Raw genomic sequence first — 16004 nt, 5'->3', positions numbered from 1 at the left:
ATGACCCAAGTAACTCAACAATCTGAAAAGCAATACGGCAGACCAGACAACGAGCGTATTATTCCATTTATGAAGATTGCTAAACCAGCAGCAATCATTTCTATTTTAATTACGCTTGCAAGTATCTTCTTCATTTGTACGAAAGGATTAAATCTTGGTTTAGATTTCACAGGTGGTATTGCAGCCGAAGTGACTTATCAAAAAGCAGTTGATCAAGATCAGGTTGTGAAATCGCTAGAATCTTCTGGATTTAAGCATACCGTTGTACAAACATTAGGAAGTAGTAGCGACTTACTCATTCGCATGCCTGTACAAGATGTCAAAGTTGAAGACCTTAATGCTGCACTGACTAAAGCGATACAAGTACCGAATAATGTAGCAACGTTGCATAAAGTAGATTCTGTAGGTGGTCAAGTCGGTAATGAGCTTTATGTACGCTCTGCGGGTGCTGTTGCACTTGCACTTGTACTGATGCTTATTTACGTAACAATACGCTTCGAGTTTAAAATCGCTATGGGTGCTATTTTGTCGTTATTTCACGATATTATCGCTATTCTTGGCTTCTTTGCACTCATGCAATGGCCTTTCGATTTAACTGTACTTGCTGCTGTACTTGCTGTAATCGGGTTCTCACTCAACGATAACATTGTTGTATCTGACCGTATCCGTGAGAACTTCAGAAAAATTCGTGGTGCTTCACCACGTGAAATTATAGATATTGCACTCACAGAAACATTACGTCGTACTGTACATACATCAATGACATTAACTTTAGTGGTTGTGTCTATGATGATTCTCGGTGGTGATGGCCTACATTGGTTCTCTGTTGCAATGTTCGTTGGTATCTTCGTTGGTACTTACTCATCTATTTATATTGGTACAGCATTTGCACTTTGGAGAGGCTTAAATCGCCAAGACTTCATTGTACAAGTTAAACCAGAATTTGATGAAGAACATCACAACATTCCATAATCTCAATTATTATAAAAACAGCACCATAAGGTGCTGTTTTTATTTAAATATAATCTTAGCGTTCGCACCAATATCTTTATATGCAATAGTTAATATAGAAGAATCCATTTGGAAGCAATGGTAACGAAAAGTACCAAGCTGTTCATGATGAATCAGACTAAAATCTCTTTTATCATCTATATTTGTATTAATTGTTTTTAGGCTTAAACGTATACCTAAACCATGTGCTTTAAGTACAGCCTCTTTTGTCGTCCAGACCTTAAGCCAAAACATTTTATCTTTCCCAGATGCTTCCCATTTTTTTATTTCTTCAGTATGAAAGTATCTTTTTGCTAAAGCATCCATATTAATATTTCTTGAGAAATCTTCGATATCTATTCCAATAGACGTCGCTGTATTCGTATATGCTAGGGCGTAATAGGCTTGACTGTGTGATTGATTAAAACTTAAATTTGGATGGTCTACAGCATAAGGCTTACCATATTCATCTTCCGTAATACTAAGTGGTAAGTCAGATTTTAGGAAATGACTTAAATATAAGTTACGTTGTTGTTGAATTAATTGCTTTTCTATTTTAGTTAAAGCCTTTATCGCTGTTGTACTATTTATAGATAATAGCTCATCAAGTTTAAGATAATGAATAAATATCTGTGTCTGCATATTTTCAGTCTACCAATTAAATGAAAAAGCCAAGCATATGCTTGGCTTTTAAAATATAAGAAAATTAACGCTTATATTTTTTCTCAGCTTTCTTGAATTTTTGCACATAACGACGACGACGTGCAGCAGTTCGCTCATCTAATTGTGACTTACGGCCTTCAAATGGGTTTTCTGAAGTCTTAAATTCAATTTTAACTGGCGTTCCTTCAAGTTTATAAACCTTACGGAAAATATTCTCTAGATAACGACGATAATCTGCAGGCGTTTTATCTACTTTGTTCCCATGAATGACGATCGTTGGTGGATTTTGTCCACCCATATGCGCATAACGCATTTTAATACGACGACCTTGAATCTGTGGCGGCTGATGTTGATCTGTTGCATCATTCAAAATTTGAGTTAATTTTGATGGTGAAACTTTTAAATTCGCAGATTCATAAGCACGATGGATTGATGGATAAAGATCCCCTACTCCCGTGCCATGTAAAGCAGAAATAAGGTGGATTTTTGCCCAAGGGATAAAGTCGAAACGTCTTTCTACATCTAATTTTACTTGCTTACGATCATATTCGGACATATTGTCCCATTTATTAATCGCAATCACTAAAGCTCGGCCTGCTTGTAAAGCATAGCCAATAAGATGTAAATCTTGCTCAACGATACCTTCCCGTGCATCAATTACAGCAACAATTACATGTGCATCTTTAATCGCTTGTAAGGTTTTCACAATTGAGAATTTCTCAATCGTTTCGTCTACCTTACCCTTACGTCGTACACCAGCGGTATCAATCAGTGTATATTTACGCTCATTGCGCTCATAAGGAATATAAACGGAATCACGTGTTGTTCCCGGCATATCATATACAACAACACGGTCTTCACCTAAAAGACGATTTACGAGCGTCGATTTACCAACGTTTGGACGACCAATAACAGCTAAACGTAAACCTGTGTGTTTGTCTAAGACTTCTGAGCTTTCGTCTTCAGGTACATCTACTAAAATATCTTCTAGCATTTGCGCAACACCACGACCGTGGCTAGCTGCAACATGGATAGGTTCGCCTAAACCAAGCTTATAAAACTCAACGACAGCCGCTTCTGCATGTACACCATCAACTTTATTGGCAACTAAGAAAACTTTTTTGCCAAGTGTACGCAAATCTCTTGCAATTTGCTCATCAGAAGCCAATAAACCCGCACGCGCATCTACGACAAAAACAATCATATCTGCTTCATGAATAGCAGTTTTGGACTGCTCAGCCATGTAGCTATCTATGCCTTGTTCACTTTCACCAATACCACCTGTGTCTACCACAATAAATGATTTATTTTGATATACAGCATCGCCATATTTGCGGTCACGAGTTAGACCAGCAAAGTCAGCCACAAGAGCATCACGGCTTTTAGTGATTTGGTTAAATAATGTCGATTTTCCGACATTTGGACGCCCAATCAGCGCAATTACGGGTTTCATAAATTAACGATTCTGCCAAACGCTTAAAGCGCCTTTTTGAGTTGAAACATAGAGTTGGTTATCAATAACACGTAATGACGTCACATCACCTTTTGTCATTGAGCGACCAATAATTTTCCCTGTACTTGGATCAAGTAAGCTTAATGCACCATCAAAATCTCCAACCACAAGGTCAGAGCCAAATAATACAGGGTTACTTAAATTACGATGTAGAAGCTGATCATTTTCCCACAACTTCTCACCTGTCAACAAGCCATAAGCAATAATTTTACCATCCATTGTAGTGACATATACCGCATCTTGAGTCACTTGTGGACGTTTATTACTGCTAACATTATCACTCCAAACAACCTGTTGTTGCTGCAAGTCTGTGACAGTTACTTGTCCTTGATAGCTTGTCGTCACCATAAACTGACCCATCATAACAGGATCGCCATCGATATCGTTCAAGCGTTGTATATCTGTTGAACCTTCAGCAACGGAAACACGACGTTGCAGACGAGGAATACCACTTACAACATCTATGCCATATACATAGGCATTTGCTGTTCCAATCAGTACCGTATTTGGATCCAATTGTGTTGGTGCAGCTTGTCCACGTAAGCTTAAAGTGACTGTTGGTAAACGATAAGTCCAAAGCTGTTGACCAGAAGAAATGTCATGTGCATACACATTCCCATCATTAGTTACTGTAATCACACGGCCTTGTTGAATATGCGATGGTGTAATAATCGGGCCAGATAATTGGCTGGTCCATTTTACTGTTCCTGTTGCTTGGTCCAAAGCAAAAAGTTGACCTTTTTGATTACCCACAATAACCATACCACTATCTGCTACAGCACCAGCACTTAGAGTCTCATACTTAGCAATACGTGTTGCCCAAAGACGTTTATTGCCTTGAAAAGCTTCAACTGTATCTTTGTTCGGATCAATCAAAAATAAAGTTCCATTATCTACAGCAATTTGTAAACGTAGAGGATCATATTTATTGGTTGCAGAAACATGCTCAGAAAAAACCTGATGTAATGTTTTTGCTTGAACAAGCTTAGGAAGAGGATTAGGTTTAATTTTTTCTACTTTTGGTTTATTGCTTGAGCAACCCACAAGAGCGGCAGCAACAAGAGTCAGCACAAAAGGTATTTTAAATCTTTTATTCATTTAAGAGTCATCCGCTTGTGTTTTCAAAATTGGACTTTCGATATCTGGATCATCTACCAAAATGCCAACACTTTCTAGTTTAGTGCGTAAAATTTGAGGTTGCTGTTTATGTTCAACAGCTTCTTTCCATGCGCTTTGATAAGCAGTACGTGCGTTATTTATATCATTTTTATAAACAAAAATATCGCCGCGTGCTTCATCTACCGTCGACTTAAATGATGGCAACTTGATTAAATCAAGAGTTTTTACTGCTTCATCATATTTGTTTTGGGCAATTTGTGCGTATGCAAGATGTAAATTGACCAACGCAATCAGTCCTTCATCTGAAACCTTAGCGCTTTGTACTTTTTTCAATGCACGTTCAGCAGATGCATAATCACTACGGTCAGTATAAGCCTTAGCAATCACCAATTCTGCTTGTAATGCTTGTGCAGTATCTGGTCCATTATTCACAATTGCATCTGCAGAGGTAACAAGACCTATCATTGCATTTTTATCTGTCAATGAAGCAGATTGGGCTTGATCCATCAGTTGTTGTACGCGAGCTGTTTCATTTTGCCCTGTTACAAGTTGCTTTTTCTGCCAATAGTTCCAACCAAAAAACGCAATTAATGCAATGAGTACTCCACTAACAACTGCTGAGCCATATTTTTTTGTCAGTGATTTTAAATTGTCGAGTTGCTCTTCTTCTGTTAGTGCACTACTCATCTGACGGTTCCTTCACTAAATTAGATAAGATAAATTAAGAAAACTGTTTCAGAATAAACGAAGTAATTTCTGAAATTTCAATCTCGGTTTGTTCAGCATTTGCAAGTGTTTTAAAAGCTACATTTCCAGCTTCATATTCACGCTCGCCTAGAATCATTGCAAATGTCGCACCAGATTGATCTGCTTTTTTCATTTGGCTTTTCATACTACCTTGAGAGCCTACTTTTAAGCGAATAGTTGAGCCTACAGCCTCTAACTCATTTCTTAGTTTTTCTGCTAAAACGAGTGCCTTACCTTGATATTTTGGATCAGCCACTAAGAAAACTTCACAATCACGAACAGCTTTCACTTCTTCTACTTGCTCTAACAATAATAGAAGACGCTCCATACCCATTGCAAAACCAACAGCTGGTACAGATTGATTTGCCTTACCTTTAAGTTGTCCAACAAGGCCATCGTAACGACCACCTGCACATACTGTTCCTTGCGAACCTAATGCTGTGGTTGTCCATTCAAAAACAGTCTTATTATAGTAGTCTAATCCACGCACAAGCTTTTGATTCACAACAAAAGAAATGCCTGCATCCGAGAGGTATTCTTTTAGTTGATTAAAATGCGCCATACTTTCTTCTTGCATAAAGTCATGCAATTTTGGTGCATTTTCTAAAATTTTCTGAGTTTTTTCATCTTTCGAATCTAAAATACGTAGAGGATTTGTGCTTAAACGACGTTTAGAGTCTTCATCAAGATCAGCTTGATGCTCTGTAAGAAACTCAACTAATGCATTACGATAAGCTGTACGCTCATCCATTTCACCCAAAGTATTCAACTCAAGTTGTACTTTATCTAGCACACCCATTTGTTTCCACAAACGCGCTGTCATGAGTATTAATTCTGCTTCAATGTCAGGTGTTGCAACACCAAATGTTTCCACACCAAACTGGTGAAATTGACGATAACGACCTTTTTGAGGCTTTTCATAACGAAACATTGGGCCGACATACCATACGCGAGGTGTCGCACCACGAAGTAGGTTATGCTCAAGCATGGCACGAACACAGCCTGCTGTACCTTCAGGGCGTAACGTCAACGATTCTGGTGGATTACCTTTGTCTAAAAAGGTATACATTTCCTTTTCAACAATATCTGTTGCATCACCAATTGCACGCTTAAATAACCCTGTTTGCTCGACAATTGGCAAACGAATTTGTTGGTAACCGTATGCATCCATTAATGATGCTAAATGATGCTCCAAACGTCGCCATGCAGGCGTTTGTGTTGGAAGAATATCGTTAAAACCTTTAATTGCAACAATTGAACTCATGATGATGAACTACGAATAATTTCTTTTGATTTTGCTTTTTCAAGCTCTTTAACACGTTGGCGAACCATCGTTTCGATTTCATCGACCAAATGGTTGGTGTCGATGAGATGGCTTTTATCACCGTTACGATAAACAAGTGAACGCGGGCTTGCACCAACTACCCCAATATCTGCCTCTTTTGCTTCGCCTGGACCGTTTACTTTACAGCCAATGACTGAGACATCCATAGGTGTACGAATATCTTCTAAACGTTCCTCGAGAGATTGCATGACCTTAATGACATTAAACTCCTGACGTGAACAACTTGGACACGCAATAAAGTTAATACCATTTGAACGTAAGCTGAGCGATTTTAAAATATCAAACCCGATTTTTATTTCTTCTTCTGGCTCTGCTGCCAAAGAAATACGCATTGTGTCGCCAATACCATCGAGTAGCAATCCGCCTAGTGCAATGGCTGATTTGACAGTACCTGTACGGTAAATGCCTGCTTCAGTCACACCTAAGTGCAGAGGATTATCAATCTGTTGTGAGAGAAGTCGATAGGCATCAAGGGTTAAAAATACATTTGATGCTTTTACGCTTACTTTAAACTCATGAAAGTTTAGACGATCTAAAATATCTATATGACGTAAAGCAGATTCGAGCAAGGCTTCGCCTGTCGGTTCACCATATTTTTTTTGTAAGTCTTTTTCAAGTGAGCCCGCATTTACACCTATACGCATAGAAATGCCATGATGTTTCGCAGCAGCAACAACTTCTCTAATTTTTTGCTCAGAACCAATATTTCCTGGATTAATTCTTAAACAATCCACCCCGTAATCAGCAACCGCTAACGCAATCTTATAGTCAAAATGAATATCTGCAACCAGTGGTACATCCACTTGTTTTCGAATTTCACCAAAAGCACGAGCAGCTTCCATAGAAGGCACAGATACACGCATGATATCTGCACCAGCTTGTGCACAACGCTGAATCTGTGCGACAGTTGCATCTACATCACATGTTTCAGTATTGGTCATACTTTGAACACTAATCGGTGCATCACCACCAACATAGACAGAACCAACACGTATTTTTCGGGTTGGGCGACGCTTAATCGGGTTTACTATCATTATTACTGCTCAACTTTGTCTTTTAACGTGATAAACGGAAATCTGCTTTACCATTTACCGTATATGGAGACAATGAAATAGGTTCACCATTTAATTTTAATGACACTGCATCAGCATCGTTCAAACGAATTTGAAATGGTGTCTGTCCTGTCAAATTTAAACTTTCAGCTTGACGACCAGTCGCCAATACTTTTCCTGTCGAATCGACAATATTTAAAGATGTTGGACGAGAAATATGAAGTTCTAAACGATCGCCAGATATAGCTCCGCCTTGATCGACTGAAATCACTTGTACGTTAGATTGTGCATTTGCAGGTTGCGCTTGTTTCTTCTTCGCCATCCAATTTTGAATACCAGCAATAATTAGCCATGCCACCAATAACACAACAACAAGTATGACAACACGCTTTAACCATTTACGACTTCTTTCTTTATTAGAACCAGAAAGTTTCCCCATAATTTTTATTGGAGAGTCTTTTAACCCATGGTGTGCTTGCAGTCCCGTATCATTTTGATAAATTTCATCAAATCTTTGAATAATTGTCGAAGCATCTACATCTAAATGTTTGGCATAACTACGATAATATCCTTTAATAAAGGCAGGCTCAGGCAATGATTTATAATCATCTTTCTCTAAAGCTTCAATCGTACGCAATGGAATATTAAGCGCTTGCGCAATAGAAGATAAGTCATACTTTTTATTTAGGCGAACATGGCGTAAGTATTCACCAGGACGTTGGACATTACCTAATGTATTCGGAGTCGACTGCTTACCTGCCGATTGTTGTGAATTTGGATTTACTTCCATACCGCCTCAGTACTGTACTGTAATTTCAAATAACGCTGATATTCTTGGCTATCAGGATATAATGCGCGCAACTGATTCACCAAGATCTGCATACTCATATTATCACCATTCGCACGCGCAATGCGAATTCCAACCCAAAGTGCTTGAGCACTTTGATTTTTGCTACCAACAATACGTACATAGCCCTCATAAAAATCTGAAGCCGTATTATATTGTTGGCGCTGATACATAATTTCTGCCAATTCTACCAAAGCAACAGGAGAACTCTGATCAGCTCTTAGTGCACTCATGAAAGCCTGCTCAGCAGCAGTTGTATTCCCCAAACGCAAATAGGTTTGTCCAAGATTTTCTAAGGCCATGGCTCTTTGATCGTAACCTAATGTAGAGCCCGCAATTTGTAATTGCTTCTCTGCCTCATTATAGCGACCCAATTGGTAAAGATAACGACCATAGTTATTACGAATTTGCGCATCTGTTGAATTTAAAGAAATTGCTCTTTTAAAGTAACGATCTGCTTTTTCAAGGTTACTTGGACTACCTTCTTGTTGTAATAACACACCCATCATCATATTTGCAGTTGCATCACGGTCATCTTTTTGTAATGCCTCATCTAAAGACCGTTTTGCTGCATCCAAATCGCCAGAACGAATATATTCTGCTGCAATTTGTGTTCTTACTTCAGCAGATTTTTTAGGATCTTGCTTCAGATTGCTTTGGGTGGTCTGGCACCCCTGTAAGGTTAAACTTAAAATTAGCCCCACAACTGCATATGATGATATTTTTTTCACGCACTTGCCTCTACATTATTTTATCCTTGAGATCGAATAATTTCGCCTTGCTGTGCAATTTTCTTTTTCCATTGCTCTGCACGACGCGTTCGATCCGCGACCTGTCCAACGAGTTGCCCACATGCTGCGTCAATATCATCACCACGCGTTTGACGAATTGTACATACAAAACCAGCATCAGATAAAGCCTTTTGAAAAGCAATAATTCTATTTCTGCTAGAACGCCCATAAGGTGCATGAGGGAACGGGTTAAACGGAATTAAATTTATTTTACTTGGTAAATCTTTCAATAATTGTATAAGTTGTTGTGCATGTTCAGCGTGATCGTTTACACCATCTAGCATGACATACTCGATTGTGACATGTTTACGTGCACTTTCGTTACCATCTTTGCGAATATAACGCTGTGCAGCGCCAATAAGTTGCGCTAAAGGATACTTTTTATTAATAGGCACAAGCTCGTTACGCAAAGCATCGTTAGGTGCATGCAACGAAATAGCCAATGCAACATCAAGTTCCTCTGACAGTTTATCCATCATGGGTACAACACCCGAGGTAGACAAAGTTACACGGCGTTTAGACATCCCATAAGCAAAATCATCCAACATAAGAGACATTGCTTTAACCACAGGTTTGAAATTTAATAATGGCTCACCCATACCCATCATCACAACATTCGTTACAGAACGTGTACGATCAGCAAGTGCCACATCTTCCATATAAGACTGATTTGCAACCCAAAGTTGTCCAATAATTTCATCTGGTGTTAAATCGCGCTGGAAACCTTGCTTCCCTGTAGAACAAAAAGAACAGTCAAGGGCGCAACCCACTTGTGAAGAAATACATAATGTTTTTCTTGCCCCAGTTTTATCATCGGCTGGAATAAGCACAGTTTCTACCAGTGAACCCGCCCCGTCTCCCACGCGGAAAACCCATTTACGGGTACCATCTTTAGAATAGTTTCTGTGTACAACCTCAGGGGCTTTAATTTCACTAATACGTTCTAATTTTTCACGCAGTTTCCCAGAAATATTTGTCATTTCTGCAAAATCAGTTACAAAATACTGGTGAATCCATTTCATGACCTGCCCAGCACGAAACTTTTTCTCGCCTAGACTTTCAAAAAACGTCTCTAATTCCGCCCTCGACATACCCATGAGATTAACTTTTGGGGTTGTATTCTCAGGCTGAGATGTGGCGTTATGGTGTTCACCCGTAACAGACGATGAACTAACTGCTTCATGAGCCATGTATATTACCTAAATAATGTCGAAAGAGAAAAAAAGAGAATGCTTTTCAAGCAAAAATGTAAAGCATAAAAAACCAGATAAGCATTATAACACTTATCTGGTTTGAAGTGGCCGACGAATTAACGTGTACGTGGGCAAACTTCTGTTTGTGCGAAGAAGTAAGAAACTTCACGCGCAGCAGATTCTACAGAGTCAGAACCGTGAGCAGCATTTTCATCGATGCTTACAGCAAAATCTGCACGAATTGTACCTTCAGCAGCTTCTTTAGGGTTTGTTGCACCTAAGATATCACGGTGAGCTAATACAGCATTTTCACCTTCAAGAACAGATACTACAACAGGACCAGAAGTCATGAATGCAACTAGATCGCCAAAGAAACCGCGCTCTTTGTGCTCAGCATAGAAACCTTCAGCTTCAGCTTTAGACAAATGCTTCATTTTTGTTGCAACAACTTTAAGACCAGCTTTTTCAAAACGTGCAAAAATATCACCGATGTGGTTTTTTGCAACTGCGTCAGGTTTTACGATTGATAACGTACGTTCAATTGCCATGATTGGCTCCTTAAACAAGAGGTGAAAAAAATTTTCCGCATTATAGCGGTGTCAGCCGAAATAATCAGCTTTGAATCTATAAAAGTCTAGTTTTTTATGTGTTTTTTAGTCTGCTTCATCAATCCAAGCCATTTGAATCGCTTCAAGTAAGCCCTCTGTAGATTTATTGGGATCATCACCAAACTCAGGCAAAGCACAAATCCATGCATGTAAATCTGTAAATCTTACCCACTGCGGGTCTACCTCTGGATGTGCTTCTGACAGCTCAATTGCAATATCAATAGTATCTGTCCAACGTAAAGCCATAACTACTTCCTAGATTCAAAAATTTAAACTTAAGCTACTTTAACAAAAAAATCAGACGGAATTCATGACTACTTATTTTTCTATAACAAAATATTTAAATGAAACGACAAGTGAATAACTGTTATAGCTAAGACTGTACCTAAAATTGCACCTACCAAAACATCACTCGGATAATGTAACCCCAATACCATGCGCGATAATGCAACACACAAAGTAAATGGCATCATAAAGAATAACAAAACAGGCTGAATATACCCCAAGACAATGGTCGATAAAACTGCATGTAAGGTATGACCCGATGGAAAACTAAAATGGTCTAAGGGGCGTTCTCCCAATACAATGACCTGATGGACTTGGTAAGGTCTGGGTCGCGTCGTTTTATGCTTAAGTAGTTTATATAAAAGCGTTGCGCAACTACTTGCTACCATTAAATAAAGTATTTGGAATAAATAACTGGTTGATTGCATATACCAAACAAGAAACATCATGGCATACCAAAAACCTCCATCTCCCAAGCGGCTTATCACTTTAAAAAATTTTGCTACAGCCTTGACCTGAGAAAATTGATTTAAATAAATACACCCTTTTAAATCAAGCGCGAGCATTCTTATTTTTAGATCTTGTAACATCACGATTGCCCCCCAAACCATTTTTCTAATTTCAAGCGATCAATATTATTAATTATTTTCACCACTCAACTTATCGTTAAAGCATGACACCATTATGAATACCATAAAAAAAGCCCCACGGTAAAGTGAGGCTTTTTTTATTCAAAAGATAAATTAGTTTTTATCTTTATCAATAATTTTATTTGCTTTAATCCATGGCATCATTGCACGTAGCTTTCCACCAGTTACTTCAATACCATGTGCTGCATTTTGACGACGACGTGCAGTCATAGATGGGTAGTTTAAAGCACCTTCTTGAATAAACATTTTCGCATATTCGCCAGACTGAATACGTTTAAGTGCATTACGCATTGCTTCACGTGATTGGTCATTAATCACTTCAGGTCCTGTTACATATTCACCATACTCAGCATTATTTGATACTGAGTAGTTCATATCTGCAATACCACCCTCGAACATTAAGTCTACAATTAATTTCAACTCATGTAAGCATTCAAAGTATGCCATTTCTGGTGAATAGCCTGCTTCAACTAATGTTTCAAAGCCTGCTTTTACAAGTTCAACTGCACCGCCACAAAGTACAGCTTGCTCACCGAAAAGATCAGTTTCTGTTTCTTCACGGAATGAAGTTTCAATAATACCTGTACGACCACCACCTACGCCTGAAGCATAAGAAAGTGCAACGTTACGTGCATTACCAGAAGCATCTTGATGGATTGCAATAAGATCTGGAACACCAGAACCACGCTGGAATTCTGAACGTACAGTATGACCAGGTGCTTTTGGCGCAATCATAATTACGTCTAGGTCTTTACGTGGTACAACTTGGTTATATAACACAGCAAAACCATGTGCAAATGCAAGTGTTGCACCTTCTTTGATATTCGGTTCAATCACATCACGGTAAAGCTGAGACTGGAACTCATCTGGTGTTAAGATCATTACAAGATCTGCACCTTTTACAGCTTCTGGTACTTCAGCTACTTTTAAGCCAGCACCTTCTGCTTTTTTCCATGATGCAGAGTTCGCACGTAAACCTACAGTAACTTCTACGCCAGAGTCTTTAAGGTTTAAAGCATGCGCATGACCTTGTGAACCATATCCAATAATTGCTACTTTTTTGCCTTGAATGATTGACAAGTCACAGTCTTTATCATAAAAAATTTGCATTTGTTATCTCCAGTAAAAATCTTTCTTAATTTAATTAAATACTTAAAACTTTTTCGCCACGTGCAATTCCAGATACACCAGAACGCACTACTTCTAAAATTGTATTTTCGGCCAAAGCATCCATGAAACCATCAAGTTTTTCGGCTGTACCTACAATTTGTACGGTGTAGGTTGTTGGAGTCACATCAATAATACTGGCACGGAAAATATCTGCTGTTCGCTTAATTTCATCACGTGCAATACCCGATGCCTTTACCTTAATGAGCATAAGTTCACGTTCAATATGTGCACTTTCACTTAATGCCACAACTTTGACCACCTCAATCAGTTTATTCAACTGCTTTGTAATCTGCTCAATTTTATGATCATCGCCATAAGTGGTCAGCGTAAGACGTGATAATGTTTCATCTTCAGTCGGTGCAACGTTTAACGTTTCAATGTTATATCCACGTTGACTAAATAAACCAACCAAACGAGAAAGTGCGCCCGACTCATTTTCAATTAAAACAGAAATAATATGTCTCATGACGTACGCTCTCCCTTAGCCAGCCACATGTCTTTCATTGCTTGACCTGGAATTTGCATTGGATATACATGCTCAGAGTGTTCTACCATGACATTAATAAACACACACTTATCATTAATAGCCATTGCTTCTGCTAGTTTTTCTTCAAGCTCATCTGCATGATTAATCGTAATTGCAACATGACCATATGCTTCCATGAGTTTAGGAAAATCTGGTAACGATTCAACATATGATTGCGAATGACGACCTTCGTAATTCATGTCTTGCCACTGACGAACCATACCCAATGAGCCGTTATTCAAGCATAAGATTTTTACATTTAAGCCATATTGCTTACATGTAGATAGCTCTTGAATACACATTTGAATTGAGCCATCACCTGTTACACAAACCACTTGCTGATCTGGATGCGCAAGTTTAGCACCCATTGCATAAGGTAAACCTACACCCATAGTCCCCAAACCGCCAGAGTTTACCCATTGACGTGGACGCTTGTATTTGTAATACATTGCACTAAACATTTGATGTTGCCCAACATCAGAAGTAATGATGGCATCGCCATGAGTGACTTTATATAAAGCTTCAATCGCTTGCTGTGGCTTAATCAAATTATTGACAGCAGGTGTATATTTTAAACCATGGTGGTCACGCCACTCATTAATTTGCTTCCACCAATCAGAAATAACATCTGCATTTGGCTTCGATACATCTAACTGCTTTAACTGCGCAAGCATTTCTTGTAATACAGGCTCAACAGCGCCGACGATAGGAACATGTGCCAAAATTGTTTTTGAAATCGATGCAGGATCAATATCAATATGAATAATTTTTGCATTTGGACAGAATCTTGCAGGGCTATTCGTTACACGGTCATCGAAACGTGCGCCTATTGCAAAAATAACATCTGCATTATGCATTGCCATATTGGCTTCATATGTTCCATGCATTCCTAGCATTCCTAGGAATTGATCGTCTGTACCATCAAAACCACCCAACCCCATTAATGTACTGGTTACAGGATAGTTTAAAAGGTGTGCAATTTCGGTCAATAATTCAGAGCCATTGCCTTGTACCAAACCACCACCTGTATAAATTACAGGGCGTTTGGCACTAATTAACTCATCTACAGCCTTACGAATTTGTCCAGCATGGCCACGACTCGGTGGCTGATAAGAGCGCATTTTCACCTTGTCAGGATATTCATAGGCAAACTTATCTACTGGATTCGTTGCGTCTTTTGGAATATCAATAACAACAGGGCCCGGGCGTCCACTTGAGGCAATGTAAAATGCTTTTTTAATAATTTCAGGAATTTCGCTTGCATGACGCACTTGAAAACTATGTTTTACAATTGGTCTAGACACACCCACCATATCTGTCTCTTGGAAAGCATCTTCACCAATAAGATGTGACGCCACTTGTCCAGATAGGACCACCATTGGAATAGAATCCATATATGCAGTTGCAATTGGTGTAACTGTATTTGTTGCACCAGGTCCAGACGTAACAAGCACTACACCTGTTTTTCCTGTAACACGAGCATAGGCATCTGCCATATGGCCTGCTGCTTGCTCATGACGGACCAAGTAATGCTGAATTTTATCTTGTCTAAAAAGTGCATCATAGATATGCAGTACGGCACCGCCTGGGTAACCAAAAACCTGCTCAACACCCTCGTCCGCAAGCGCGCGAACGAGCATTTCACCACCAGAAAGAAGTTCCAACGTGATTCACCCTATTGTTTTTCGTACCATATGGGAGACATATAGCACTTTTAATTTTTACACTCACTGTGCTTCTTTATAACACAGCTTTAACGATTAATCTTGCAATAGGAGAAAAGAAGATTCAATGTGGTTTTTTACACACGAAACCTGACAAAACATGCTGGGATAAACATCGTTTTTTTCTAAACATAACAACTCGGCTAGAGCGCATGCCCATTGCTACTACTTTATTTGAAGGGTGGTCAAATGAAGTAGATATATTGAGCATTCTTGTTTTTTCAGCATGAAATGTCAAGACTTCTGCTATTTTTTCGTAATTCTTATCTCAGAATCTGCAATATCAAGAAAATCTCTACTATCTTGGATAGCTTTCAAACACATTTCGATACTTTTTATTTCAAAAAGAAATTTAAAAGAAATTTTTTCCCATTGTCACATAATCCATTTATATTAATATGAGCATTACATCACACAAAAGGCGAAAAAATGATTTTGAGTTTTAAAAAAATGATACATCTCGCGTCTCTAGCGACTGTATGTATCGCTCCAATAGCTTCTCATGCACAAAATTTTTATAAATGGACAGATGCCAGTGGTTCTACGCATTACACAACCACACCACCGCCGAAGCAAAAAGGTATTGCAAGTCAGGGTGTTGTTAAAACTTACAACAGTCCATACACCCAAAGCAGTGACTCCAATGCGAGTAACAATAACAATGCGTATGTGCCGAATGACCCTCATGCTCCTGCACCTATGCCGATGACACAACCTATTCCTGAAAATAATGGAGATGAGTCCGAGTTACCACCAAGGTAACTATAATTCATTGGTGAAT

At 38.8% G+C, this 16004-nt stretch carries 17 protein-coding genes; 2 read left to right on the top strand and 15 right to left on the bottom strand.

Features of this window, described 5'->3' with window-relative positions; all coding sequences use genetic code 11:
- Positions 1-972 carry a protein translocase subunit SecF gene (secF, locus tag OZX61_RS01905; protein WP_277095131.1) on the top strand — a complete coding sequence of 324 codons (972 nt, stop codon included), beginning with the start codon at positions 1-3 and terminating at the stop codon, positions 970-972.
- 39 nt (positions 973-1011) lie between these two features.
- On the opposite strand, the gene OZX61_RS01900 is transcribed toward secF, so the two are convergent.
- The 15 genes from OZX61_RS01900 to OZX61_RS01830 form a co-directional block, all read right to left on the bottom strand.
- Positions 1012-1632, bottom strand: a complete 621-nt coding sequence (locus OZX61_RS01900; RefSeq protein ID WP_277095130.1) for a 4'-phosphopantetheinyl transferase superfamily protein — start codon at positions 1630-1632, stop codon at positions 1012-1014.
- Positions 1633-1696: 64 nt separating this feature from the next.
- Complete coding sequence (gene der / locus OZX61_RS01895) at positions 1697-3106, bottom strand: ribosome biogenesis GTPase Der (RefSeq protein ID WP_195771388.1); 1410 nt, start codon at positions 3104-3106, stop codon at positions 1697-1699.
- 3 nt (positions 3107-3109) lie between these two features.
- A complete protein-coding gene (gene bamB / locus OZX61_RS01890; RefSeq protein WP_277095128.1) occupies positions 3110-4264 on the bottom strand; it encodes an outer membrane protein assembly factor BamB in 1155 nt (384 codons plus the stop codon).
- Complete coding sequence (locus OZX61_RS01885) at positions 4265-4972, bottom strand: tetratricopeptide repeat protein (protein WP_277095127.1); 708 nt, start codon at positions 4970-4972, stop codon at positions 4265-4267. It abuts the gene before it with no gap.
- A gap of 34 nt (positions 4973-5006) precedes the next feature.
- Positions 5007-6296 (bottom strand): histidine--tRNA ligase, encoded by a 1290-nt coding sequence (gene hisS, locus OZX61_RS01880; protein ID WP_277095125.1) that lies wholly within the window; start codon positions 6294-6296, stop codon positions 5007-5009.
- Positions 6293-7411, bottom strand: a complete 1119-nt coding sequence (ispG, locus tag OZX61_RS01875; protein ID WP_277095123.1) for a flavodoxin-dependent (E)-4-hydroxy-3-methylbut-2-enyl-diphosphate synthase — start codon at positions 7409-7411, stop codon at positions 6293-6295. Before ispG ends, hisS begins: the two co-directional genes overlap by 4 nt.
- Positions 7412-7433: 22 nt before the next feature.
- Positions 7434-8219, bottom strand: a complete 786-nt coding sequence (locus tag OZX61_RS01870) for a helix-turn-helix domain-containing protein (RefSeq protein WP_195771393.1) — start codon at positions 8217-8219, stop codon at positions 7434-7436.
- Positions 8210-9007, bottom strand: a complete 798-nt coding sequence (pilW, locus tag OZX61_RS01865) for a type IV pilus biogenesis/stability protein PilW (RefSeq protein ID WP_195771394.1) — start codon at positions 9005-9007, stop codon at positions 8210-8212. The genes OZX61_RS01870 and pilW overlap by 10 nt, the downstream gene beginning before the upstream one ends.
- 20 nt (positions 9008-9027) lie before the next feature.
- A complete protein-coding gene (gene rlmN / locus OZX61_RS01860) occupies positions 9028-10257 on the bottom strand; it encodes a 23S rRNA (adenine(2503)-C(2))-methyltransferase RlmN (protein ID WP_195771395.1) in 1230 nt (409 codons plus the stop codon).
- Between the two features lie 119 nt (positions 10258-10376).
- Complete coding sequence (gene ndk, locus OZX61_RS01855; RefSeq protein WP_195771396.1) at positions 10377-10808, bottom strand: nucleoside-diphosphate kinase; 432 nt, start codon at positions 10806-10808, stop codon at positions 10377-10379.
- A gap of 105 nt (positions 10809-10913) precedes the next feature.
- Positions 10914-11114, bottom strand: coding sequence for a Fe-S cluster assembly protein IscX (gene iscX / locus OZX61_RS01850; RefSeq protein WP_195771397.1), 201 nt, complete (start codon positions 11112-11114; stop codon positions 10914-10916).
- Between the two features lie 80 nt (positions 11115-11194).
- A complete protein-coding gene (locus OZX61_RS01845) occupies positions 11195-11746 on the bottom strand; it encodes a phosphatase PAP2 family protein (protein ID WP_277095122.1) in 552 nt (183 codons plus the stop codon).
- A 150-nt stretch (positions 11747-11896) separates the two neighbouring features.
- Positions 11897-12913, bottom strand: a complete 1017-nt coding sequence (gene ilvC, locus OZX61_RS01840) for a ketol-acid reductoisomerase (RefSeq protein WP_195771399.1) — start codon at positions 12911-12913, stop codon at positions 11897-11899.
- 34 nt (positions 12914-12947) lie between these two features.
- A complete protein-coding gene (gene ilvN, locus OZX61_RS01835) occupies positions 12948-13439 on the bottom strand; it encodes an acetolactate synthase small subunit (RefSeq protein ID WP_195771400.1) in 492 nt (163 codons plus the stop codon).
- Positions 13436-15163, bottom strand: a complete 1728-nt coding sequence (locus OZX61_RS01830) for an acetolactate synthase 3 large subunit (RefSeq protein ID WP_195771401.1) — start codon at positions 15161-15163, stop codon at positions 13436-13438. Before OZX61_RS01830 ends, ilvN begins: the two co-directional genes overlap by 4 nt.
- Before the next feature lie 489 nt (positions 15164-15652).
- Between OZX61_RS01830 and OZX61_RS01825 the strand changes: the two genes are divergently transcribed.
- Entirely contained in the window at positions 15653-15985 is a 333-nt protein-coding gene (locus OZX61_RS01825; RefSeq protein WP_277095121.1) for a DUF4124 domain-containing protein, read from the top strand.
- The last annotated feature ends 19 nt before the right edge of the window (positions 15986-16004 follow it).

It is taken from the genome of Acinetobacter sp. ESL0695 (assembly GCF_029392135.1).
GTDB lineage: Bacteria > Pseudomonadota > Gammaproteobacteria > Pseudomonadales > Moraxellaceae > Acinetobacter > Acinetobacter pollinis.
The sequence above is the reverse complement of the archived record's forward strand: the minus strand, read 5'-3'. Positions and strand labels throughout refer to the sequence as shown.

What these genes read in the sequence shown, in the direction of transcription:
- secF (WP_277095131.1), top strand. Translation starts at nt 1, where the DNA reads ATGACCCAAGTAACTCAACAATCTGAAAAGCAATACGGCAGACCAGAC.
- OZX61_RS01900 (WP_277095130.1), bottom strand. Translation starts at nt 1,632, where the DNA reads ATGCAGACACAGATATTTATTCATTATCTTAAACTTGATGAGCTATTA.
- der (WP_195771388.1), bottom strand. Translation starts at nt 3,106, where the DNA reads ATGAAACCCGTAATTGCGCTGATTGGGCGTCCAAATGTCGGAAAATCG.
- bamB (WP_277095128.1), bottom strand. Translation starts at nt 4,264, where the DNA reads ATGAATAAAAGATTTAAAATACCTTTTGTGCTGACTCTTGTTGCTGCC.
- OZX61_RS01885 (WP_277095127.1), bottom strand. Translation starts at nt 4,972, where the DNA reads ATGAGTAGTGCACTAACAGAAGAAGAGCAACTCGACAATTTAAAATCA.
- hisS (WP_277095125.1), bottom strand. Translation starts at nt 6,296, where the DNA reads ATGAGTTCAATTGTTGCAATTAAAGGTTTTAACGATATTCTTCCAACA.
- ispG (WP_277095123.1), bottom strand. Translation starts at nt 7,411, where the DNA reads ATGATAGTAAACCCGATTAAGCGTCGCCCAACCCGAAAAATACGTGTT.
- OZX61_RS01870 (WP_195771393.1), bottom strand. Translation starts at nt 8,219, where the DNA reads ATGGAAGTAAATCCAAATTCACAACAATCGGCAGGTAAGCAGTCGACT.
- rlmN (WP_195771395.1), bottom strand. Translation starts at nt 10,257, where the DNA reads ATGGCTCATGAAGCAGTTAGTTCATCGTCTGTTACGGGTGAACACCAT.
- ndk (WP_195771396.1), bottom strand. Translation starts at nt 10,808, where the DNA reads ATGGCAATTGAACGTACGTTATCAATCGTAAAACCTGACGCAGTTGCA.
- iscX (WP_195771397.1), bottom strand. Translation starts at nt 11,114, where the DNA reads ATGGCTTTACGTTGGACAGATACTATTGATATTGCAATTGAGCTGTCA.
- ilvC (WP_195771399.1), bottom strand. Translation starts at nt 12,913, where the DNA reads ATGCAAATTTTTTATGATAAAGACTGTGACTTGTCAATCATTCAAGGC.
- ilvN (WP_195771400.1), bottom strand. Translation starts at nt 13,439, where the DNA reads ATGAGACATATTATTTCTGTTTTAATTGAAAATGAGTCGGGCGCACTT.
- OZX61_RS01825 (WP_277095121.1), top strand. Translation starts at nt 15,653, where the DNA reads ATGATTTTGAGTTTTAAAAAAATGATACATCTCGCGTCTCTAGCGACT.